This is a genomic window from Saccharopolyspora antimicrobica (genome assembly GCF_003635025.1).
Classification (GTDB): Bacteria; Actinomycetota; Actinomycetes; order Mycobacteriales; family Pseudonocardiaceae; genus Saccharopolyspora; species Saccharopolyspora antimicrobica.
Genome location: NZ_RBXX01000002.1, coordinates 4907322 through 4932250 on the forward strand (window position 1 = coordinate 4907322; position 24929 = coordinate 4932250).

1 protein-coding gene is annotated in these 24929 nt (G+C 71.1%); it reads left to right on the plus strand.

Annotated features, from left to right (window positions below):
* The gene (locus ATL45_RS23745) at positions 1-24924 is read left to right on the plus strand and encodes a DnaJ domain-containing protein (RefSeq protein WP_093153762.1); all 24924 of its coding nucleotides are present in this window, start codon (positions 1-3) and stop codon (positions 24922-24924) included.
* Positions 24925-24929 lie beyond the last annotated feature (5 nt).

Below are 24929 nucleotides of genomic sequence, written 5' to 3' on the forward strand. Positions count from 1 at the left end.
ATGGGTGAGATCCAGATCCCCAAGGACGGTTTCTGGGCGCCTATCTACTATTCGATGTACGTGCTGGCCGGGGAGAAGCCGCCGCTGGTCATCTCGAACGACATGTACGCCCTCGGACACGAGATGCGCGACGAGGCCAGCACCTACGAGAGCGTCACGAGCGGCGTGGACGCGCTGTCGGCCGCGGTGTGGGGCAACATCCAGGGCGGGACGGCGGACGCGTTCAGCGACCACGTCCGGGGGGTGACCCTGCCGGTCGAGGCGCAGGCCGCGGCCCTGCGGTACGCGGCCGACATGGTGGACAGCTTCGGGTTGAACGGCGAGGAGGCCGAGTACGACATCCTCATCGGCCTGGCGTTCTTCGCGGCCACGATCTACATGCTCTACCAGATGGGGCCGCCGGGGTGGGCGGCCGTCCCCGAGTGGATCATGGCCGGGCGCCAGTTCGTCACCCAGATCGCCAACGTGGCCAAGCAGCAGGCCAAGACGATCTCCGGACAGGTGCGGTTGGCGTGGAACGGCGTTCAGGGGTTCGCCGAGGAGAGCTTCCAGTCCTTCCTGCCGCAGGCGATCACGACGCTGAACGGCAACCGCAAGGACGGCTGGGACGTCAAGGACATCCTCATCGCGGGTGCGGTCGGCGCCTTCGCCGAGGTCAACGGTTCCGTGCTGCACGGCCTGGCGAACCTGAACAAGCACACCAGGGACTTCGTGCGCACCCCGTTCGGCGCGGGCAACCTCGACGCCGCCGCGGAGCTGCCAGCCGAGGGGATCGTCATCCCGCTGGTGGGTGGCGAGTTCGACGCGTTCGGGACCTACATCTCCAGCTTCGTGATGGGCGCGTGGGAGCAGAGCGCCTCCAACACGTCGATGAACAAGTACAACGGGCAGAGCCCGCCGGCCGGGGGCGCGAACCAGTCCGCTCCGCCCCCGGACCTCTCGACCGCTGACGGTCTCCTGAACGGCACCAATGCTCCCGGTGGCGGTGCGGATTCGAAGGTTCCCGGTGGTCCGGATTCGAAGGTGCTGGCCGAGGGGCCGGATGCGAAGGCGTCTGGTGGTTCCTCGGATGGCCGGGTTCACGATGACCCACCGCCGCCGTACTCGCCGCCTGGTGAGGGGCCGTCGAGTGCGGAGTCCGGGAGCGGGAAGCCTTCGGCTGCGGAGCAGCCCGGTGGTGCGCCGGGTTCGACGGGCTCCGATGGTGCTGGCCCGGATGCGAAAGTGCCTGGCGCCGGGCCGGATTCGAAGGCGCTGTCGGTGGATCCGGATGCGAAGGCGTCTGGCGGTTCCTCGGATGGCCGGGTTCACGATGACCCACCGCCGCCGTACTCGCCGCCTGGTGAGGCCCCATCGAATGCGGAGCCGGGGAGCGGGAAGCCTTCGTTCGCGTACCAGCCTTCGGCTGTGGAGCAGCCCGGTCGCGTACCGGGTTCGAAGAGTCCCGATGGCGTCGGACCGGACCCGAAAATCCCTGGCGTTGCGCCGGATTCGGGGAAGCCGCTTGTTGGTCCGGGCTCGGAAGCGCCTGGTGCCCCCGCGAACGGTCAGGTCCACGACGATGCGCCGCCGCCGTACTCGCCGCCCGGTGAGGCACCGCCGAACGCGGAGTCGCGGAACGCGAACCCCTCGGCCGCGCAGCAGCCGCCAGCTGCGGAGCGGCCTGGTGGTTCGCCGTCCGCGGCGACTCCGCCTCCGGCCGTTCCGCCTGCGGTGGGGCCACCTGTTGGCTCGCCGCCTGTGGTGACTCCGCCCCCGGTGGCCACGCCGGCGAACGCCGGTGGGAGCACTCCGCCACCGGTGGGCGCCAGCACCGGGCCTGGTCCGGTGGAACAACCGGCCGCGCAGCCACCGGCTTCCGGTGCGCCGCAGGGCATCGGCTCGCCCAAGGGCTTGCCGGGATTCGAGACGGTTTCGACGCCGCCGATCGGCAACCCGCCGCAGGACGCGGGCCCGGCGGTCAACGGTCAGGATCACCAAATCCGGCAGCCGTCCACCGAACAGCCGCCGTTCCGGCACACGCCCGTCGAGCAGCCTGCGGTCCAGCAGCCTCCTGCCGAGCAGCCGGCTGGTCAGCAGGCACCTGCCGACCAGCCTGGCCAGCAGGCACCGGACCGGCAGAATCAGGACCGCCAGTCGCCGGACCAGCAAAGCCCGGGTCAGCAGTCGACGGAGTTGCCGCCGTCTGTCGAGCGTCGGGCGGAGCAGTCGCCGGAGCAGCGTCCGGTGGAACAGCCGGGTTCCGATCAGCAGAACCCGGGTCAGCGCAGCACCGAACAGGACCCGGTGTTGCGCGAGCAGGGCGAGCCGCGAGCGGACCAGCAGGAGCGGGACGGCAACGGGTCGGCTCAGATCCGTCCGCCCGGTCAGCAGACCGGTCCGGGCCAGCCGTCGGCAACGCCGAACACGGCGTCCCCGTCATCCGGACCTCCCAGCAACAACCAAGCGCCCTCGAACTCTCCCACCACGTCGAGCCCTTCGGCTCAGGACGTGTCCCGGGACAGGTCCGATCGGCCGGTGGTCGGCGGTCAGAGCGATCGGGCGACGACGCCGTCGAGCCAGGCCGACCGGCCTTCGACGGTGGTCGACGGCCCGCGGTTCTCCGCGGGGCCGGGGACGCGGGGCGACACCGAGGACTTCGCCCAGCAACACCCCAGCGGCGTGACCGCTGGGCGGACCGAGGTGGATGCCGCGCTGGATGCGGGAACTCGCGAGCAATCCTCGGCAGCGCAGGTGCGCCCCTCGCCTCAGCTGTCCGATGAGGCGAGGGCGGACGATACGCCCGCGGAAAGCCAACCTCCGCCGCAGCGCGGCGCACCGCCCTCGGTCTCCTCCGGAAGCGAAACGGGGACGACCAGGCCCGGCGAGGCGGGGGCGCCGAAGCGCGGTGGCGAACCGGAGGCGGAGAAGGACGTCCGAGGCCGTTCGGAGACCCGGCAGGAGCGTTCACCGGCGCTGAACCGGACCGTCGCACCGAGCGGTTTCGGCGGTAGCCCGCAGAAGGCGCTTTTCGCCGAGCCGCCGAAGACCTCGGCCGAGGATCGGGACAAGCCCGCGCGCGCGTCGGCGCCGGGCGACGGCCGCCCTCGGCCCGGCACCGTCGTCCCCGAGCAGCACATCACCCCCGAGCAGCGGAGAATTCTCGACCTGCACGGCGTGGAGACGGTCTTCCCGGGTGGCAACGCGGTCCACGACAACTTCCGCGAAGCCGTCGCCCGGAGCGTGCCGGACAACGCACCCGGGGAGCACGCCCGGATCACGGGGAAGATCAACGACTTCGCCGCGCACAACCGCGAGAACACCGACTTCGCCGCTCTCGCGCACGCCGCCGACATCCGGGTCCACGTGCTCAACCCCGACGGAACGTGGGACAGCTACGGCCCGGAGACCGGTCTTCCGGTCCACATCGCCAGGTCCGCGATACAGGGTGCGGACACCTACCTGGGCACCCGCGAGACGGTGCACATCGGCCGTCCGGCGGTGAGCTACCCGGGTTCCACGGTGATCCGGTCGAACGACCGGAAGCGGCACGTCATCCACCGCGGCGAGTTCGAGGTCGAGACGGTCAAGGGCGAGCACTACGTGCGCCTGTACACCGCCGTCCTGAACCCGGTCACCACCGGCTCCGGCTTCAAGGACGTGCACCAGCACCCGGACGGCAGGGTCGAGCCGTTCACCGGCGTGGAGAAGGGCGTCTTCTGGGCGGGTGGCGGCCGGCCGTTGCGGGCGATCCAGTGGATGGCCAAGTACGAGAACGACATCAACCGCGAACCGGGCATGCAGCCGGTGCTGAGGTCGTACCTCGTTCCGCTGGACAAGTTCACCGAGATCAGCACGCGATCCGTCCCCGAATCGGTGGCCGAGGACAACGAGCTGTCCCTGAACACCGACCAGCGCGGCGACGTCAACCAGTTCGGCTTGCGCGGCAAGGACTTCGAACAGCTCCAACAGCACGCACTCAAGGGTTCGCTCGTCACGTACGTGCCTGGCGGACACGACTACCGGATGCGCGAGGTCGCCGGTCGGCAGGAGGACATCGCCGATCTGTACGTCCGCCTCGGCCTGAGCCCCGACTTCGACCCCACCGCGCTCGGCCGCGACAACGACCCGTGGTTCAAGTGGGAGAAGAAGAACGGGAGGTGGCAGAACAAGTTCCGCAACAGCGCGGAGGAGCTGCGTTCGCTCGCCTGGAAGTTGGGCCAGCACTTCCACACCTGGAACAATTCGGCGGAGGCGCACTTCCACCCGCCAGGAGATTCGGCTCCCGGTTCCAAGAGCGGTCCGGAGCGGAAATCGCCCGCTGAGCGCACGGCGGAGCTGAACGCGTACATCAACACCTACGGCCCTGGCAGCCGGAACGTCCGGCAGGTCGCGGACGCGATCACGAATGCGCTCGCGGCCGCCGATGACAAGGGGCCGGCCAGCGTCCGGATGGACGTGACGCCAGATGCGCTCCGCATCGAGGACTCGGGTTTGGGAAGGGCGATCAGCTCCGCCTTCAACGACGTCAGCAACCAGCGCGCGCACAAGAGCAGGTTCGGGTTCCAGAACAACGTGCGGCCCTCGCTCGACCAGGTTCGGCTGGCCGTCGCCGATCCGCGCTTCGTCGCCGCAGTGGCGGAAATCGCGGCGAACCGAGCGGTCGACAAGACCGTGGACCAGTTCGCCGGGAAGGTCTTGGGCAACACGGCCGACGAGGCTGAGCTGAACCGGTTCCGCGCCGGACTGCGGGACGACTGGGTCAGGCCCAAGGTGGAGGAAGCGCTGCGCGATCTCGGCGGGGAACTGGGCGCCGAGATCCACGCGAAGGAACCGGCAAAGGCGGGTTACCTGTCCGGGCAGCGAGGTGCCCGGTTGGCGTCGGTCGTCGTGGACAACATCAAGTCCGACGACGCCTTCAAGCGTTTCCTGCGCGAGTCCTCGCCCCGTCTCGGACGGGAGGCGATCAGCAGGAGACTGACCGAGGAGGTCGGGCCGCGCGCGCTCGCCAAGATCACCGACGTGGACCTGGTGGGTTTGTCCGCGGCGGATCTCAAGTCGTTCTTCGCCGGTTCCGCCCGGGACATCGCCGTCGAGATCGTGGACGCCATCGATGGCGACCCCGTGCTGAAGATGATCGACAGGGGCGAACGGGAGCGGATCGGCGGCCTGGTGGCGAAGGTGCTGAACGACCCGCGGACCCTGGAGCGGTCGACGTTCACCACCGTCACCCGGGACGAGGTCGATGCCTTCATGGCCAAGGTTCCCGAGATCGCCACCCAGGCGGAGATCGGTGCGTCCATCGCCACCGACGAGAAGCGGATCGAGGTCGACTTCAACACCCGCGAGTCCGCGCTGAACGAGGATCGAAGGGGTGTGCGGGGCGAGCCGTTCGCGAACGAGTTCGGGCGCTGGCGCGCGGAGAACGCGGTCGGTTACACCCAGCGGCACGCGCCCGGCGTGTTCGCCGGCCACCGGCGGATCGGCGAGGCCCTCAGCGGCACGATCGCCGAGCAGCTCGCCGATCCGGACGGGCGCTCGGCGAAGACGATCCTCGACCAGCTGGTGTCCGAACTGGACCGGGACGTCACCGACTACCACGACCAGATCCGGCGGAAGTTCGACGAGCTGGTGGCGCGCCGGGACGGCAGCCCCTACCGGCCGAGCGGCAAGGACCGGCCGAACACCTTCGGCGAGCACGCGCAGATGGTGCTCAACCAGTACCTCCAGCTCACCAGCAACGACGACGACTCCGGCCGGTTCGTCTCCCGGGACGCCCTGGCGAAGGCGATCCTGTTCCACGACATGGAGAAGGTGAACTCCAAGGAGCAGTTCGGCGACGCCCAGCACCAGCACGACCGCGAGCCCGAGCACCGCGGTGCCGTCAGCCAGATGAACCGGCACGAGGGCCTGTGGAACAACCGGCGGGAGTTCGAGCTGGCCAGGGCCGTGGTGGACTCCGACCCGTTCGGGTTCTACATGCGCGACATGGGGGTCGACGCGCAGGGGGTGTACGACTTCGTCCGCGACCTGGCCCACCGCGCCAAGCGCCCGGACGGCACCGCCCCCACCGCGGTGGACGTGCGGAACCTCTTCCACGAGTTCCACCAGTACTACCAGGCGGACTTCTCCTCCTACACCAGGTTCGCGCGGTTCGTCAACGACACAACCGGTCAGGTCGATGCGGGCTACCTCCAGCTCAAAGGCCTTGCCACCGACGACAACGGTCTGGTGCCCGCTGATGGCGGTCGCCGGTACGCGTACGTCTCGGAACAGACCTCCGGCGCGTCCGAGGAGAAGTTCGAAGCGCTGCGCAAGCTCTTCGACGACGCAGTGGCTGCGGAGCGCGAGGTTTCGCCGGTGTCGGCGGAGTCGTTCGCGGACGATCCGGCCGGGGAGCGCGCGTTCGTGCGGGAGAACTTCGCGCACGTGCGTGGGGTGAACGGGGACCGCTTCGCTGCGAATGTCCCGGGGCATCGGACGAACTGTCTCGCGGCGTCGATTCAGACGTTGAACGCGGATGCGCGTCCTGAGCGGGCGGGGGAGTTCGAGGCCGGTCCGAGTGGTGTGGTGCATCGGGATCGGGTGCCGGAGTCGGGTTTGCCGCCGATGGCGCGTCAGGACCGGGGTTACGCCGATGTGACGGATCGGGCGGCACGCGAGGAGGACGGTCCGGTCGGGCTGGTGTACGCGGACTTCGGCGACGGCAGGGGCCATTTCTTCACGGTGCACAAGCGCGGCGGCCAGGTCGTGTACTTCGACGGGCAGTCGTGGTCGTTGGCGGCGTTGGGTGATCCGTTGGAGGTGTGGTTCTCGCCGGTGACCTCGGGCGAGGTCCTGGCACCGGTGCACTCCCCGGTGGGCACCGGGCACCTGGACAGCGGCCGGAGCCAGGACCAGCACGCGGATGCACCCGACGAGTTCTTCGACGCCCGATCGACGTTGGACGACGAGACCGACTCGGAGACCGGGCAGCCGACCGGCTGGGGCGGGTCGCCGCAGCGGTACCGGGGAATCGACGACGCGGGGCGCCGAATCAGCTTCAGGCGGCCCGATGTGCACAGCAGGTCGCTGAGCGCATCCGGGCAGAACGGGGTCGCCTACCTGGCCGACCGGGATCTCGAAGACCGGGTGCACGGGTGGATGCGCGGGATCGACGGCTCGATCCGCGTGGTGCGCACGATGCCCGGCGATTCGATGGACGATGCCCTCGCCAACAGCTTGGCGCGGCCGGACAGCGATGTGGAGGTGAACTTCACCGACTCGCTGGTCGTGGCGCTCAAGGCCGGTCACGACGACCGCTACGCCTTCCCCGTCGGCATCGGCGGGGAGAAGACCCAGGTCTGGGTGGATCGGGTGACGGCCGCGGAGTACCTGGCGGCATCGCGGCGCGTGCGGACGAGCGGATCGGTGCTGCTGCTGATACCGGGACGCACAGCGCCCGATGCCGCGAGGAATCTCGCGCGCGAGATGGTCAAGACCGACTCCGCACTCACGGTGCACACCGGTGACGCGTCGATGGGAATCGGGCCCGGTGGCCGCCTGGTCGTGCTGGGCAACGGCGGAATGCTGACTGTTCGCGCCACGACTGAACGGGTCCACACCCGCACCCGGACCGAGGTCGGCCACGTCGATGTCAGCAGGGACGTACAGATCCTGGAGATAGCGAAGTGGACCACGACCCGCTTCTCGCCGGAGGAGGTCGATGCCATCGCGCGGGAGTCCCTCCGCCGGGAGCGCAATCCCCGGCCTCGCGAGGATTCCCGCGCGCACGATCGGCCCGCACCCGGCCCGGCGCCGGAACCGCGGTCGGATGACCGGTCCGGTGGCCGTCCGAACCCGGATCCGGCACCGGACCCGCGCCTGGACGACCTGTCCGGAACGGATCTCTACGAGGTTCTGGGCGTGGAATCCGATGCGCCGTTGCGCCGGATTGAGCGGGCGTACGAGCGGCTTCGGATGGCCAATCTTCCGGACGGGGAGTTGCGGGAGGTCAAGCGCGCGTTCGAGGTGCTGTCCGATGCACGTGCTCGGGCGGAGTACGACGCGGGGCGTGCTGCGGAGCCGAGCCGCGACGACGGCCCCACCCGGGATCTTTACGAGGTCTTGGGCGTGGAATCCGATGCGCCGTTGCATCGGATCGAGCGGGCGTATGAGCGGCTTCGGATGGCCAATCTTCCGGACGGGGAGTTGCGGGAGGTCAAGCGCGCGTTCGAGGTGCTGTCCGATGCGCGTGGCCGGGCGGACTACGACGCGGGACGAGCCGCTGGCCGGAGCCGCGACGAGGGGCCTGCCCGGGATCCCCACGAGGTTCTGGGGGTGGAGCCCGGTGCGCCGTTGCATCGGATCGAGCGGGCGTACGAGCGGCTTCGGATGGCCAATCTTCCGGATCGGGAGTTGCGGGAGGTCAAGCGTGCGTTCGATGAGCTGACCAAGGAGCACTACAGCGGCCTGGGAGCGGACGGGCCTGATGCGGAGCCGCGTCCCGAGCCGCCGCCCCGGCCGGAACCGGAACCCAAGCCGAAGCCGGAGCCGAAGCCCGAACCGAAGCCCACCGGTCGGCCGGAGCGGGAAGCTCCCCGCCCCGGGAGTCCCGAGTCGGGTTCGTCGGGCCGGGGCGAGTCGAGCGGTGCCCGGCCTGGGCGTCCGGGGGCGGAGTCGTCGCACCGGCAGGAAGCGCCTGGGACCGGGGAGTCGTCGAAAGCGCAGTCCGGGCAGCAGGACGCGTCGCGGCAGTCGTTCGCGGACCTCAGCGACTACTACGCGGTGCTGGGCGTTGCGCCGGATGCGCCCGATGCCGAGATCAGGAAGCAGTACCGGAAGCTCGCGCTGAAGTTCCACCCGGACAGGGCGGAGCGGAACGGCCTCGACGCGGAAACCGCCACGCACTACTTCCAGGCGATCAACTCTGCCCACGAGGTCCTGTCGGATCCGAATGCGCGGAGCAGGTACGACGATGCGCGTCGTCTGGCCGAGTTCCGGGCGCAGGCCTGGGCGAGGCAACCCGATCCGTGGGGTCGGCAGCGTCCGGGGTGGGGGCCCAGTGGTTTTGGCGGTTCGGCGCCGGTTTCGCCGCCGTCGCCGGGTGATGTGCGGCCGGGCGTGGTGTCGGCGGAGTCGTTCGCGGACGATCCGGCCGGGGGGCGCGCGTTCGTGCGGGAGAACTTCGCGCATGTGCGTGGGGTGAATGGGGACCGCTTCGTTGCGAATGTCCCGGGGCATCGGACGAACTGTCTCGCGGCGTCGATTCAGACGTTGAACGCGGATGCGCGTCCTGAGCGGGCGGGGGAGTTCGAGGCTGGTCCGAGTGGTGTGGTGCATCGGGATCGGGTGCCGGAGTCGGGTTTGCCGCCGATGGCGCGTCAGGACCGGGGTTACGACGATGTGACGGATGCTGCGCTGGGTAAGGAAGGTGACGGTCCGGTCGGGCTGGTGTACGCGGACTTCGGTGACGGCAGGGGTCATTTCTTCACGGTGCACAAGCGCGGCGATCAGGTCGTGTATTTCGACGGGCAGTCGTGGTCGTTGGCGGCGTTGGGTGATCCGTTGGAGGTGTGGTTCTCGCCGGTGACCTCGGGCGAGGTCCTGGCACCGGTGCACTCCCCGGTGGACACCGCCGGGGAGGACGCGACGACCCCCGGTGCGGAAGGCGATCGGGCCGAACCGCCGCTGGGCGGCCGGAAGATCGAGGTCCTCGACGATGGGCGCACGCTCCCGCTGAGCATGCACAGCCGGGACCTGGACGACGTCGAGGACCCGGTGAACGAGAGCCGCTGGATGGTGCCCGACGGAGCGGATGTGGTGCGGCTCGCCGAGGCGCGGGACCCTGGATCGCCGAACTACCGGCCGGGCTGGGACCAGCTGACCCCGGCGCAGTCGTGGGCGCTGATGGCCGCGGAGCTGCGCGGCGCGCAGTTCCACGAGCGCGATCGCGCCAGGGCCATCGCCCGCATCCGCAGGCTCAGCGAGGGCTACGGCGGCACCAGCAAGGCCGAACGCGCCGAGATCGCCGCTGCCGCGCACGAGAAGCTCAAGTCCTGGCCCATCGTCACCAACCTGTTCCCGAACCGGATGGTGCCCGACGGCAAGGGCGGGCAGGCCCCGCTGATGCGGTTGCTCTCCGAAGGGCAGCCGATCCGGAACCTGTGGGAGACGGGGGTTTCGCAGGGTTCCACCGACGTCAGCCAGCGGGCCAAGGCGGAATGGCTGTTCGGCTACTCCTCCGCCTTCCAGCGCGGCGACGGCACGATGGTCGCGGACCCGGCCGAGATGCCGCGCTACAGCGCGGTGATCCCGCCGAGCCGCACCGAAGGCTCCGCCGTCCAGTACGGCACCGTGGTGCTGCACTGGAACGACGAGGTCCGCTCCCGCAGCACGTTCACACCGGGTGACTCGGTGGACGTGAACCCGGACACGAACGCGGTCAGCTACACCGACAAGGACCACCTGTACCCGCTGCTGGCCTACGGCGACGAGAGGCTGGTCCGGCACCTCGTGGCCGAGGCCACCGACTACCGCCACGACCCCGAGCTGAAGGACGCTCCGGGCCCGAGCACGCACGACTTCCTGGAAGCGCAGATCCACGGCCCGCTGGACCTGTCCCTCGCGGACAAGGCGGTGGTCAACTGGGGCCGCGTCGGGGCGAAGGACGACGACCAGCCTGGCCTCACCCGCGCCGAGGCCGAGCAGCTGGTCTCCGATTTGCGGTCGGCCCACCCGGACCTGACCGTCGAGCTGGGCGAGGAGATCGGGGAGCCCGGTCACGCCGACACCGCCGAGCGGAACCGGGTGCGCGAGCTGTACGGCCTGGACGCCAGCAGGCACCTGGACGAGCAGGACCTGGCGGTGGCGCGCGAACTGGACCGGTTGGCGGGCGGTGGCCCGTTCGCCGGGCACGCCGACCGCCAGGACGTGATGCGGCTGCTGACCGGCGACGACGGCCCGCGCCCGGACGACGACGCGGCGGGCCCGATGCTGCGGGAGCTCTTCGACACCGCCAGGCAGCGCGGCGTCGACTCGCTGGAGCTGCCCGGCCGCACCGACACCGATCCCACCCCGACCGAAGCGCCGACGGACGAACCGATCGGCGAACACGACCGCAGCGACGCGGAGCACCACGACGGCGAAGGGGAGACCGCTCGGGGCCGTGACGAGGACGAAACCGCTCCGCCGCGCGACGCCCCCGTCGTCGCGGGCCACACCGAACCCCCTGCTCGTCGCCGCGGGTGGCTGCGCCTGCCGCGCAACCGGGGCCTCGGTGCGGGCAAGCAGCTCACCCGCACCGAAGGCGCCGATCGGGTCGTCGCCGCCGCCAAGAGCTTGGCCAGCCGCGAACCGTCCACAGAGGAACTCGCGGACCTCCGGGCGGCCGTGCGCAACGACTTCGAATCGTTCATGGGCGGCCGGGAGGTGAACCTGGGCGGCGAACGCATCCTGATCAGCGCCGATGTGGACCTGTCGGCCGCCGAGCCGACCGACGCCGACGCCGGGACGCGCTCCGCGGAGAGCGAGCGGACCCGGACCTCCACCGCCGCCACCACCTACACGCGCACCCCGATGTCGCGGTGGCTCTTCTTCCTCCCGATGGTCCCGGGCCTGTTCGTGACCGGCTCCGCCAACGCGCCGACCGCCCCGGCCACCGTTCGCAGCAACTCGCAGCAGAACTCGCAGAGCGTGCGGACCAGCGTCGCGCTCCCGGCGAAGACCACGAGCGAAACCGGCTTCCGGGGGATGCGGTCGGTGCGCGCCCCGGCCACGTTCACCCTCAGCAGGCTCGATCGGGACGGGACGCCGACCCTGCCCAGGATCCAGGTCGGCCGGTCCGTGCGCGGCGAAACACCGGTGTCGGTCGAGCTGAGCGTGCCCATCGGGCTCAACGGTGACGGTCGCGAGGTCCCGGTGCCCGCGTCGCTGCCCGCTTCCGCGCTGGAGGACGTCGTCGTCCACGGCAACGCGCGCGGCCAGTACCGGGGCAAACCGCTGCCGCAACGCGGCGGCGTGTTCGAGCAGGTCCACTCCTACGTCGGGCCGCTGAGCAAGAGCGCCCAGCGAACCCTCCGGGCGTTCGTCAGCTCCGGCAACGTCAAGCAGCGGCTGGCGGAGATGGCGGTGACCCCGGAGCAGGCCGCGGAGAATCACGGCTGGGTGTCCTCAGGTTCGTTGCTGCCGAAGGGAAATCCGCTCAAGCGGCTGTTGAGCACCAAGGGCCAGAAGGTGCAGATGCGCGTCATCGCCCGGCGCGTCTACTTCGACCAGGACATCGACGGTGCGCAGTTCGAGGAGACCACCTCGACCAAGGCCACCACCGAAAGCTCCAACGAGGTGCGCCACGACGTGAGCGTCTCGGCCGCGGGCGGTCCCGGCTTCGACGTGGGCATGGCGTCGGTCGGCGGCGGCGCGTTCGCGAGCGGTGGGCACGGCAGCAGCCACGCGCAGGACCACAGCCGCGAGGCGGGCACCGAGACCACCCGCTCCTACACCGGTCCGCTGACGCGCTACTACACGCGCTACGACTGGCAGTTCCGCAAGCCCGGGCGTGATCCGGTCACGTTCGCCGGAGCCGTGGGCGGCTACCACTGGGCGAAGCAGGCGGACGCCGAACGCGCCGGTATCAGCGCCGCCGCGGCGGACGGGGCTCCCGGACGCCAGGAGGTGGCCGACACCGCGGCGCGCGCGGCGATGCAGCTCGACGGCGCCGGCGAGCTGCTGAGCAAGATCCTGCGGAACTCCACGGCGGAACTGCCGGGACACCACCGGTGGAAGTGGCGGGACACCGAGTTCGTCACCGAGTTCGACAACCCCGCCCTGGCCGGTGGGATCTCGGCCAAGAACGAGCGGAAGCTGGCCAGGGGCGAGGCCATTCGCGACGGGGTCTCCGCCGAGCAGCTGGCCCGTCGCGCACCGGACATGCTCGTCGACCGGCGGCCGCTGGTGCTGGACCTCGAACCGGAACCCGGCTGGGGCCACGACTACCACGCCTCCGTCCAGGTGGCCGCGAGCCTGGAAGGCGACCTGGAGGATCTCGGCCCGGCCGACGGAACCGTCACCGACGAGAAGCTCTCGGAGACCGAGAGCGGCGGCTACACCAAGGTCCGGAACTGGACGTTGGCCGGTGGCCTCATCGCCCGCGCGTACGTGTCGCTGGCGGGCACCGGAATGCTGACCAGCCACCACAGGGTCTACTACGACCGGTCGAAGACCTCCGGAACGGCGCAGGAGACCGAACTCTCCAGCGGAGGCGTTCACGGCAGGGACTTCGACGAGTCCGGCAACGTGCGGCCCGAACCGATGCGGCGGTACCGCGCGCGGGTCAAGCTCACCGCGTCCGGGAGCTACTGGTCCCCGCACAACGACCTGGTTCGCGGTATCACGGTCGGCTCGCCCGGCAAGGACGCCCGGGAGCGGTCGCCGCTGACGATCGTGGACCCCGAGGCCGCCGAGCAGGGCCGCGAACCGGGCAGCGTCACCCTCGACGTGATCCTCGAACTCCCGGCCTCGCACGGGAACCAGCGCCCCGACGTGGCACCGGTCAACCGCACGCAGCTCGACGACGTCTCGATCAACCGGAGCGAGGAGCTGCGCCGCGGCGCGTCCCGCAAGCTCGACGGCCTGCCGATCGTGCGCATCGACGGCCTGGGGCACGTGCGCGACAAGCTGCGGGAGCTGGTGGGCAGGGCCGCCTCCGACGAGGCCTTCTTCGCCGACAGCGACAACTCCGGTCTGATCGACCAGGCGATCTCGCTGGAGGCGCTGCGCGGTGACCGGCGGGCCTTCAACCGCAAGATCCGGTTGGACGGGTTCCGCCTGAAGCGCAGGCGGGCCGACGCGGAGGCCAAGGCCGCGGTGTCCTTGCGGCTCCGCGATCCGGAGGTCCTGGACACCGCGTGGCAGCCCGCGGAGCGGTCGGTGCGGGGCGGCAGCACCACCAGCAGCGAGCTGGGCGGCACCTGGACCGCGGGCAACGCGATCGAACCCGCCTTCGTCCCGACGAGCGAGACCTCCAACCACACCCCCGGCACGGTCGCCCACGGCATGGGCCTGCTCCTGCACGACCTGAGCCTGTGGGTGAGCAGCTTCGGCCACAAGGAGGGCCACAGCACCGCCGTCTCCCACCAGCGCTCGGTGTCCGGGGAACCCCGGCGGATGCACCTGATCTCCGCCACGGTGGAGGCCACGATGGCCGTCGAGACGGCCAGCCGGGGCAACCTGGACCGCTGGCACCTGTTCCGGTCGAAGGCGGTCGGCCGGGCCGCCGAGCGCTTCGAGCTGCCGGGCGCCGCGCGGGTCTGGGTTGACGACGAGCAGCTGCACGAGATCCGGATCAGGCAGGCCGAGGAGGACGCGCGGCGCGCCGCCGAGACCCCCGAACCGGAAACGGCACCGGAGCCGCCGACCGATCCGGACGCGCTCAGCCCGGTGCCGGAAGGACATTCCATCGGCTCCCCGGAGTGGGCTGACGGCGTGACCGAGCCGATCGACCTCACCAACGCCATCGAGCCGCTGCGCGAACAACTGGTGCGGCGTCTCGGCCAGGAGCAGGCCGACGCGCTGCTGCCGTCCTCGTCGCTGGACGGTGAACACGACAACCTCCGCGAGGCGGAGCGCTACCTGTCGCAGTTCCAGGCATCCCTGGGAGACGTGGCCAACGGTGGCACCGGCACCCCGCTGCGGCTGCACGGCAGGCTCGGTGGCGAGACCTACGAACTGCGCGTCGACGCCCAGCTGCGCGGTACGCCGGAGCCGATCGGGATCAAGCACGGCGAGCTGGCGAGGGCCAGCAAGGCGACGTTCAAGACGAGCTCCAGCCACAAGTTCACCAGGGTGCTCGCCGAGATGTTCACCGTTGTCGTACCGGCCGGGATGTTCCAGAACGACTCCGCCGTGGCCGACGCCGGGTCGAAGCCGGGTGAGCACGGCGCCGCCTACGGCAACTCCGGTCTCGGTCTCGGGCATGTCTTCGAATGGCTCAAGCAGACCCGGCAGACCAAGAGCGACCGGGCGACCGAGCACGTGCACACCGAGACGGTGGCGGGCGCGCTGGCCGAGCACCGCGCGGAGGTGCTGTTCGACGTGCGCATCGAGCGGCACGGCGAGCGCATCGCGGCGGCGCCGGACACCCGCACCGTCACCGCGCACACCCCGGTCGAGGACACCGCGATTCCCGATGCGGGGGCGAAATCCCGCCGAGGTGACATCGTCGTGCGGTCCGCCGAGGACGCGACCGAGCAGAAGCTCGCGGAGTGGCGCGCTGCCGGCACCCCGGAGGCCCTGCCGGACGACCCGGCGAAGTTCCGGGTGGTGGACTTCAAGGGCGAGGTCGACGACCTGGTCCGCGCGGCGGAGCGGGCCATCGAGGTGGCGGGCGGCGAAGTGGACTCGCACACCCGCCGGATGCTGCGCGCCGAACTCACCTCGGGTCGGGTGAGCGCGATCAAGGGCACGCACGGCACCGAGGCGGTGCCGCTGGAGCTACCACCGGGGCTCGGGCTGAAACTGGGCGTGCACCCCAAACTTCCCGGGCACGGCGAGCTGAGGGGCGCCAGCGGCCGGATCAAGCTGGGCGGCGCCAAGACCTCGTCCAGCACGTCCGAGACCGAGGTCGGTTCGGAGAGCGCGAACGCGGTGGTCGCGCTCCCCTTCGTCGCGGCGGGCGTGCCCCAGCACCCGGACTCAGCCAGCTACCCCGACCGCCAGCCGTTCGGCTCGATGGGCGACTGGTCGCTGCCGATGGAACCGCTCGGTGCGCGAGGAGCCGAGCACGAGCACCAGGACGACGACGAATCCGGTGGCGGCGAGCTGCCCGCGGCCGGGGCGCGGCCCGCCGAGGACGGGATCACCAGCTCGTGGTTGCACGGCGCCGGATTCCGGTTCGTCGCCGAGCCGACCTCGGCCATCAGCACGCGGCGCACCGCCGTCGTGGACGTCGACTTCGAGCAGGGCTACCAGGTCCGCCGCTCGGACCGGACCGATCGGCTGCCCGCACCGCTGGTCGAAGCGGCCCAGGAACTCGCCGCGCGGGATGCGGAGTGGACGGCGGAACGCGGTCGGCGGCGCGCCGCCTACCCGTTCGGGCCGGGCGACCAGGACGGTGACCTGGGTGCCGACGTGGCGGCGGAACTCGCCTTCCGGGACGCCACCGAAGCCGAGCAGCGCGCGGCGGCGGCCTTCTGGCGGGCGAAGCGGGTTTACGACCAGGAACTGGCGCACGCCCGGCAGGACCCCGGCCTGCGCGGCGTCGAACCCGACGCGCGCGTGGTCGTGCCCGCCAACGCGGACCGGCTTCCGGTGGGGGAGCGCAACCAGCTGTACAAGCTCGCGCGGGAGTTGCTGGACGCCCGCGCCTCCGGTGCGCGACCGACCTTGCGCTACCGGGTGCACGGTGACGTCGGTTCCTCCCGGGCGGCCGATGATTTCTCCTCCGCCGCAACGGAATTGGATCGCCTGATCAGGCTGGCGCAGTCGGCGACGCCGCGCGCCGAACGGCTGGGCCGAAGCGATCTCGGCCTCGACGTGGCGCCGCACTTCGTGCGCTCCGGCGGCCCGACCGAGGTGGAGATCTGGCTGGAAACACCCGACCGATCGGACACCGCTGAGGACTCCGGCAGGGCGGAGTTCCGGGTGCGCTACCCGCAGTTGTGGGGCGTGAACGCGGAGAACTACGCGCGAGGTCTGCCGGGGCACACGGAGAACTGCGGCCTGGCGTTGATCGCGGCGGAGCGGACCCTGACCGGCGGTGTCGCGGTGGCGGCCGACGCGGGTGGTCCGGTGACCGTCGGGTCGTTGCAGGAGCACTTCGGGCAGCGCGCCGTCGAGGCGACGTTCGACCAGGTGGACGCGCACATGAGCGGGCAGCCGGGCGGTCGGGGGACGGTGTTCCTCCGCGGCCCCAACGGCATGGTGCACAGCGTGCTCGCGGAGACCGGCGAGGACGGGATCGTCAGATACCCGGACCCGCAGCGGGGTGTGATGTCCGATGCCGGCCCGGACAACGTGGTCGGTTTCCTGCCGCTGCGCGGCGCGGAGCCGTTGCCTGGTGCGGACTTGGCCCCGGACCTCCTGGTCGGAATGCCTGCCCAGGACTCCGGTAGCGGCGATGGGCGCAATCCGCGTCGGGTGGCTGGTGGTGCGCGGCCGTCGTTGCAGCGCCGGGATGCGGGTCTGCCGGATTCCGGGGCTTCGGCGGGGGAGTCCGGTAGTGGTGATCGGCGCGGTTCGCGTCGGGTGGCTGCTGGTGCGCGGCCGTCCTTGCAACGCCGGGACGCGGGTTTGCCGGACCCCGCTCTCGGGAGATCGGCGGATGACGGTCCGTTGTTGCGGCGCCCGCACGCGGACTCCCCGGATCGCGGTGCGCCGGTCCAGCAGGTCACGGACCGGACCTTCAGCGAACCCTTCGCGGGCGTCGTCGACGCCGTTGTCAACGGCACTTTCGTCGGCAGCTTCGTCGGCTCGATCGACGGCACGGTCACGACCCTCTCGCGAGGCACCAGGGCCGTGCAGGGCGAGATCTCGGTCCGCGACGCCATCGTCCGCGGCACCATGGTCGGCCGCTTCGACGGCCTGACGGTCGGCACCGTCAACGGCGCGATCAGGGCCGACGCGGCGCCCGCCACCGCCAACCCCGGTTCGCGAACCCGGCCTGCGACGGGCGACCGCACTCCCGATCCGGCGATCCGGTTCGGCTTCGACGGGCGGGGCGCGCCCGCGATCTTCAACACCCGCGATGTCGACTCCGAGGTGGTGCCCAACGCCGCGGGCGAGTCGGCCGTCGTCAACCTCATGCCGCAGGTCTCGGATGCCGTGCGCGAGTGGGCCGCCGGGTTCGTGCGCATGAACGACGTCCTGCGCACCCTTCCGGGCGAGAACGCGGTGAGCGCGAACTCGGCGATGCTCCGCCCCGGCAGCTACGCCGACGCGCCCTGGAACCATCCCGCCTGGTTCTTCGTCGGGTCGGACGGCGAGGTCTTCTCCGTGCCGCTGCGCCGCGGCGACCAGTCCGAAACCGTCTACGTCACCGGCGACGAGCTGTGGCGCATCGCCGAGGACCGGGGCTGGTTCGCGGGTCGCCCGGCCCGCGAGATCGTCCTGGTCCACAACAGCGACGAGAACGCTCCGGGGTCCGGCCTCTTCGCCCGCACCGGTCACGAGGACGACGGTGACGCCGTCGTCTTCTCCCCCCGAGGTCCCTACGCGATCGTCCCCCCGCAACCGGGCGTCCGATCGGCGATCGTCGTCGGCGGCAACCACGGCTGGGAGAGCCACCACCCCGGGGGCCAGCGGGTCGTCCACGAGCAAACCCAGTACACGGCGGAAGAAGTCGCGCAGATCCGCGCGGTTGAACGAGCGCTGGACAGCGCGGAGCAGTCCGGTCCGCCGCCGGGATCGCCGCTCGTGCACCTCTACCCCGAGACGGGCAGCGCGGAGGGAGCGCTCCACCGCGGGTACGACCTGGCCAGCGGTCAGCCGCTCGAATTCCGCGCCGACGACGTCTTCCACCTGCTCGCGGTGAACGCGCAACGGCAGGCGCAGATCCTCAGCTTCGGCACCCAGCCCACCTCGCACGAGGCGCTGGGCCGCTGGGCGCTGGGCATGGCTCGGGTGGACCGGGTGATGCGCACGCTGCCCCACGAGGCCGTCCCGGACCCGCTGCTCCACCCCATGCGGGACCGCAACACCCACACCAGCGGCGACGTCCGCGCGCCGTGGCGCGGTGATCCGATCTGGTTCGCCATCGGCACCGACGAGGACCGGTTCCGGCTCCGGGTGCGGAGCGGGGAGGGACATGCCGACATCGGCGTGTCCAGCCGAACCTTCCACCAGATCCTCCGCGAGATTCCCGAATACCGGGCCCTCCGCGCCTACAACCCCGATGCCGAGATCGTCTTCCTCGCCGACGCCACCGGGCCGAACGCGGTGGCGCGGTTCGCCGAGGAGGCCCACCGGCACGGCGACCCCGCGACCTTCCACGTCGGCGGCGGCACGACGTGGGCCATGCCGCCGGACAGGTCGCCGCACCCCGGCCAGTCCACGATCGCGGTCAGCTACAACGGCGGCTGGCTCACCTACCGGCCGGACGGCACCGCGGGCGTCTACGGCTACACCCGGTACTCCGAGGAGGAGGTTCAGCAGCTCCGGGAGCTGGCGCTGGACACCCGGGTCCCGCTCCCGCGCTACGCGGAGCCGCCCGCGTACAGCTCACCGCCCGGCAGTCCCGATCAGGCCGCGCCGCCCGCCTACACCGACGCCGACCTGCCGGTCGCCGGGGCGTGGCCGTCGATGCCCGCTGGTTCGGTGGTCACCGCTGGGAGCTTCCCCAGCGAGGCCGACGCTGCCGCGTTCTACCGGCACCGCTTCCCGGCACTGCGCGGGGTGAACGAGGACGGCTACGCGCGGGGCGAGGCGGGACGGGCCAGGAACTGCGGGCTGGCGTTGATCGCGGCCGAGAGAACCCTCGCCGGGGGCGTGACGGTCGTCGCCGACGAGGGCGGCCCGAGCACCGTCGGGTTCCTGGCGGACAACCTTGGGGCTCCTGCGGTGGAAGCGTCGTACGAGCAGGTCCTGGCGCACACGCGCGCGCAGCCCGAGGGAGCGTTCGGAGCCGTGCTCCTGCAGGGCCCCGGGCGGGGCATGGTGCACGCCGTGCTGGTCGAGAGGGGCGAGGACGGCGTCGTCCGATTCGCGGATCAGCATCGCGGGACGATGGCCAACGCCGACCGGGGCAACGTCGTCGGTTACGTCCCGCTCCTGCGCACCGGTGCGGCGCCGCTGGCTGGTGCGCCCGTGGACCGGAAACTCCTGGTGGGGGCACCGGCTGGGAACCGCGGCCTGTTCGACCGGCTGGCCCGGCGAGTGCGCAGCGACCGGAACCGGCGTGTCCAGGGCAGTGCTGAGCAAGGCGCCCGGACGGCTCGCAGCGCCGACGATGTTCTGGCGCGAGCCGCCCGGTTCGACCAGATCGACTCCGACGCGCTGGCAGACGCGCTCGACACATCGAATCCCGTTAGTTCGCAGCGGGTTTCGAAGTTGGCCGAGAAGTACGGCAGGAATCGCGCGTGGGCGCGGGATGTGCTCGTCCGCGCCGCAGGTGCGCGGTTGCGGGCGGCCGAGCCGCAACCTGGTGCACCCGGTGCCATCGCCGCGCTGGTCGAGTCGCTCGGTGTCGGCCGCACGCAGGCCACCGGTCTGGTCGAGGCCGCGGCGGTCTCCGAAATCCGCGCGGCCGCGGATGCCGGACGGCCTTACAGCCGCCAGGATCTGATCGCCAAGTTCGGTTATCGCGGTTGGGACGTCTCGGCCTGCATCTCCGCGGCGGCGTTCCTGGACGCGCGTGCGGCCGCGAAGGCCGGCCGGCCGCTCTCGGCGGACGAGCTCGCCGGGAAGCACCGGGTCGAACGGGACCGGGCGGTGAGCCTGGTCGACGCCGCCGCGGTCGCGGACGTCCGGGAGATCGTGGAGGGCGGCGGTTCCGTCACGGCCGATGACCTGGCCGCCAGGTACGGCAGGAGCCGCCAGTGGGCTTACGCGCTGATCAACAGCGAGCCCTTCTGGTCGGGGCCGCTGAACGATTCGCAGACCTCGGCTGCGTTCGGGCCCACGAAGTACGCCGCTCCCGTCCTCGCGGGGGCGGAGGAGTCGCGCGCGCGGGCGGCGGTGCGCGCGGCAGCGGCCGACGGGCATCCGCGGACCGCGGAAGCTCTGGTCGAGGAGTTCGGCAAGAACCGCGAGTGGGCGTTCGACCAGATCGACGCCGCCGCGCACGCCGATGTGATCGAGGCCGCGGGGCGTGGCGAGTGGCACGACGCCGAGGCGCTGGCCGGGAAGTACGGCATGAACGCCCGGTGGGCGCATCGCCAGATCGTGAACGCGGGCGCCGTCGAGCACGCCGCGAGGCTGAACGCCGCGGAAAAGGTCCGCGACGACGCCGACTTCGAGAGGCCCTGGTCGGCGGAGGCGCTGGCCGACGCGTACGGGATCAGCGTCGCGAAGGCGGCCGACGTGATCACCAACGCGGCGAAGACCGATGCGTACCACTCCAGTATGTTCGGGCAATCGTACGCGGCCGGACAGCTGGCGGAGAAGTACCGGATCGGCGTCGAATCGGCTCGGAAGGAGATCCGCGCTGCCGCGCGTGCCGGGGTGAACGGCTTCGCCAACGGTGGCAACCCGTACACCGCTTACAAACTCGCCTTGAACTTCCGGTTGAGCTTCGTGGAGGCCGAGCAGGAGATCCGCTCCGCCGCGGTCGTCTACGCACGCGCGGTGCCCGGCCCGCGGACCCCGGACGAACTGGCCGGGAGGTACGGCAAGGACCGGCGGTGGGCGTTCGACCGGATCGGTGCGCTGGTGCGCTCCGACGCGGACAGCGGTCTGTTCACCACCGACGACCTGGCTGAGCGGTACGGCATCAGCCGCGAGGCGGTCGAATACCGGATCGGCCCCGCAGCGGCGTTCGCGCATGCGCACGAGGCCCACGGCCGTGGTGCGCCCCCCACTGCTGCTGAACTCGCCGACAGGTACGGCCTCAGCGCCGAGGAAGCCCAGGCCCAGATCGACGCAGCTCGCGTGGCCACCGTGCGCGCCGCCAGCGACTGGATCCTCCTGGCGGACGGTCTGGGAAGGGGGACCGGCGAGTCGGGCCCGTTCGAGAACATCGCACCGGGTGATCTCCTCCGGGTCGACGCCTTGGTGGAATCCGGACTCAGCCGCGAGCGGGCCGTTTTCCTGGCGTCGGGCAACCTGGTCAACAGCTTGATCGGTGGGCGCGTGGGCCGGCGGCATGCCGCCGAGGAGTTCGCCGAAGCGAGCGGGATCAGCGCGGCGGAGGCCGAGATCCTGATCGACACCGCCGCGACGGGCGAGGTCACGGAGGCGATGCTGGCCCGTCGCCCGCTCACCGCCGGTGCTCTCGCCGCGCGGTACGGCAGGACGCCGCAGTGGGCCACCGGCCGGATCGAAACCGCCTTCGTCAACCACCTGCGCCGCCAAGGCCTCCTGGCTGTGATGTCGGGGAGCCAGCCCTACACGGCCGCGCACCTGCGCACGGTGGCCTGGAATTACCGCATCGGCAACCAGCGCGCGCTCGATCTGATCAACTCCGCCGCCCGGGCGGATGTGCGCGCGGCGGCCGATCACGGGGAGCCTTACACCGCAGCGGAACTGGGCGGGAGGTACCACCTCGTCGACCGGTGGGCAGCCGACCAGATCGCCGAGGTCGTGCGCGCCGATGCGCGCGCGGCGGCGAACCGCGACGAGCCGCGGACCCCCGATGAACTCGCGCGGAAGTACGACATCAGCCGCGGAGCGGCCGAAGAGGCGATCGTCGCGGCCGTGCTCGCCGATGCCCGCAACGGCGACGAACTCGTCGTGGCGGCTCTCGCGCAGCGGTACGGAATCAGCCCCGAGGTCGTGGGCGGTCACATCGATGCCGTCATGCGGGCCGATCTGCGCGGGGCGGCGGACCGCCGTGCGCCCTACACCCCGGAGGCGTTGGCGGCGAAGTACGGCGTGACGCGGATGCGGGCCGTCGAGCAGACCGAGGCCGCCGCGCTCGAATACCTTGCCGATGCGGCGGAAGCCCGGTTGCCGGACGACGCCGCGGCCATGGTCGAGAAGTTCGGTTTCACCCGCGACTGGGCCCAGCGCCTCAGGCGCGGTGCCGCGAGCGCCGATGTGCGCGCGGCGGCGGACCGCCGCGAGCCGTACACCGTTCACGACGTCGGAGAGAGGTACTTCCGCGACGAAGACGCCGAGGTCGTTGCCGCGATCAGCGACGCCGCGCAGGCCGATGTGCGCGAGGCGGCGCGGCGCGGCGACCATTACACCCGGGGAGCCCTGGCCCGGAAGTACCGCGTGACCGCGTCGTTCGCGGCCAGCGTGATCGAAGCCGTTGCGCGCGCGGATGTGCGCGCCGACCTGCGCGAGGCGGCAGGGCTCGGCAAGCCCTACACCGACGAGCAACTCGCCGAGCGGTACCGCATGAGCACCGGAGCGGCCGCGCACGAGAAATCCGCTGCCGCTCTCGCCCACGCGCGGGAGGCCCGCAACTCCTGGGAACCGCACATCGCCGATGAACTCGTCGAGCGGTACGGCATCAGCCGGGAGGAGGCCGAGCGCCACGTCAACTACGCCCGTCACGTGCCGGAGGATTCCGACCTGGAGTCCTTCACCGACCCCGACGACGACCTGGATTTCGATTCCTCCGATGAGGACGCGGACGACGGCCCGCAGTGGGGTGCGGGGATCGTCGACCACCTGGGCGTCGTCTCGGACTCCGAGAGCGACGCGGAGTCCGATGACGACTGGGACGAGCAGTTGGAGCCGACGCGCGTTTTCGGCGGCGCCTCGTCCGCCGCCGAAACCTTCCGGGCGCGCTATCCGCGGTTGTGGGGTGTGAACGCGGAGAAGTACGCGCGGGGTGTGCCGGGACACACGGAGAACTGCGGGTTGGCGTTGATCGCGGCGGAGCGCACTCTCACCGGGGGTGTCACCGTGGCGGCCGACGCGGGCGGTCCCGTGACGGTGTCGGCGTTGCAGGAACGCCTCGGGGCGCGGGCCGTCGTGGCCTCCGGCGATCAGGTCGAGGCGCACATGGGTGGCCAGCAGGCGGGCGCGCGGGGTGCGGTGTTCCTCCGCGGCCCCAACGGCATGGTGCACGGCGTGCTCGCGGAGACCGGCAAGCACGGTGCGGTCGAATATCCGGACACGCATCGCGGCGTGATGGTGGCGCCGCGGCCGGACGAGGTGGTGGGTTTCCTGCCGCTGCGCGGTGCGGCACCGTTGCCCGGCGCGGACCTGGACCCGAACCTCCTGGTCGGGGCACCGGCTGACGACCTGGACGACATGTTCGGTCGACTGGCCCTGCGGTTGCAGCGCCGGGACAGTGCCGAGGTGCCTGGTGATGTCGCCCTGGACGACTTGCGGGACGACGTTCGCAGCGCCGCGAACTCGGGCATGCCGTACAGCCCCGACCAACTGGCCCGGATCTCCGGGATCAGCCGCGAACGGGCCGTTGAGGTGATCGGCTTCGCCGCGCAGGAGGACGTGCTCGAAGCCGAGGACTTCGACTTCCCGCTCACTTCCACCGAACTGGCCAGGAAGTACGGCCTCGGCAGGGATTGGGCGCGGGAGCTCATCAACGACGTGGGGGAAGCGCGGTGGCAGTCCGACTTGGTGCTCCACAACGCCTGGAAACGGTCGGAGGCGCAGAACTCGGCCGTCCTGACGGCCCGAGCTCTCGCCGAACTCACCCATCCAGCGGATCAGAACTCGGACGGCGCGCGACTCGCCGTGCGCAATGCCACCCGGTACAGGTTGTCCTGGGCAAAGGAGCGAATCCTGCGAACTGCTGAGTACGAGCAACGGGCCCGCGGGGTGACGTTGGAGTTGCTGCGCAACCCGTCGGACGAAGACCGAATCCAGGGGGAGGTGGACCGGTGGGTGGCGGACGCGGTGATGTCGCGGCTGGAGACCCCACCGCGGTTGCACCTGCTGGAGGTGGCGGAGCGGTACTGGGGCGAGAACCAGCCTGGAAATCTCCTGTACGCGCACCTGGGCACGTTCGTGCGGTACTTGAACGAAGCGGAGCGCGAGGCCTACCGGATCACGATCGGCCCCGACGGCCTCCTCTACGACAGCAGGGGCGAGCTCTTCCACACGATCAACGGAAGTTCCGAGTGGGACCCGGACTACGGGGAGCGGATCTTCGTCGTGGACGCGTCCGGCCGGATCTACGCCGGGCGGAAGGTGGTGGGGCAATTCCACCACTCCAGCTTCCTCGCGGCCGGGCCCGCTTCCGGCGCGGGTTTCATCAAGGTCGACATGGGACGGATCGTGTCGATCGTGGACAGCAGCGGCCACTACCGGCCTCAGGAGAGGCACACTTGGCAGACCGTTGAGAATTTCCGCAGGCAGGGCGTGGTCATCCGCGACGACCAGATCGAAGAGGCCTGACCGGA

Excerpts from the sequence above, each read along its gene's own strand:
- ATL45_RS23745 (WP_093153762.1), top strand. The coding sequence starts at position 1 with ATGGGTGAGATCCAGATCCCCAAGGACGGTTTCTGGGCGCCTATCTAC.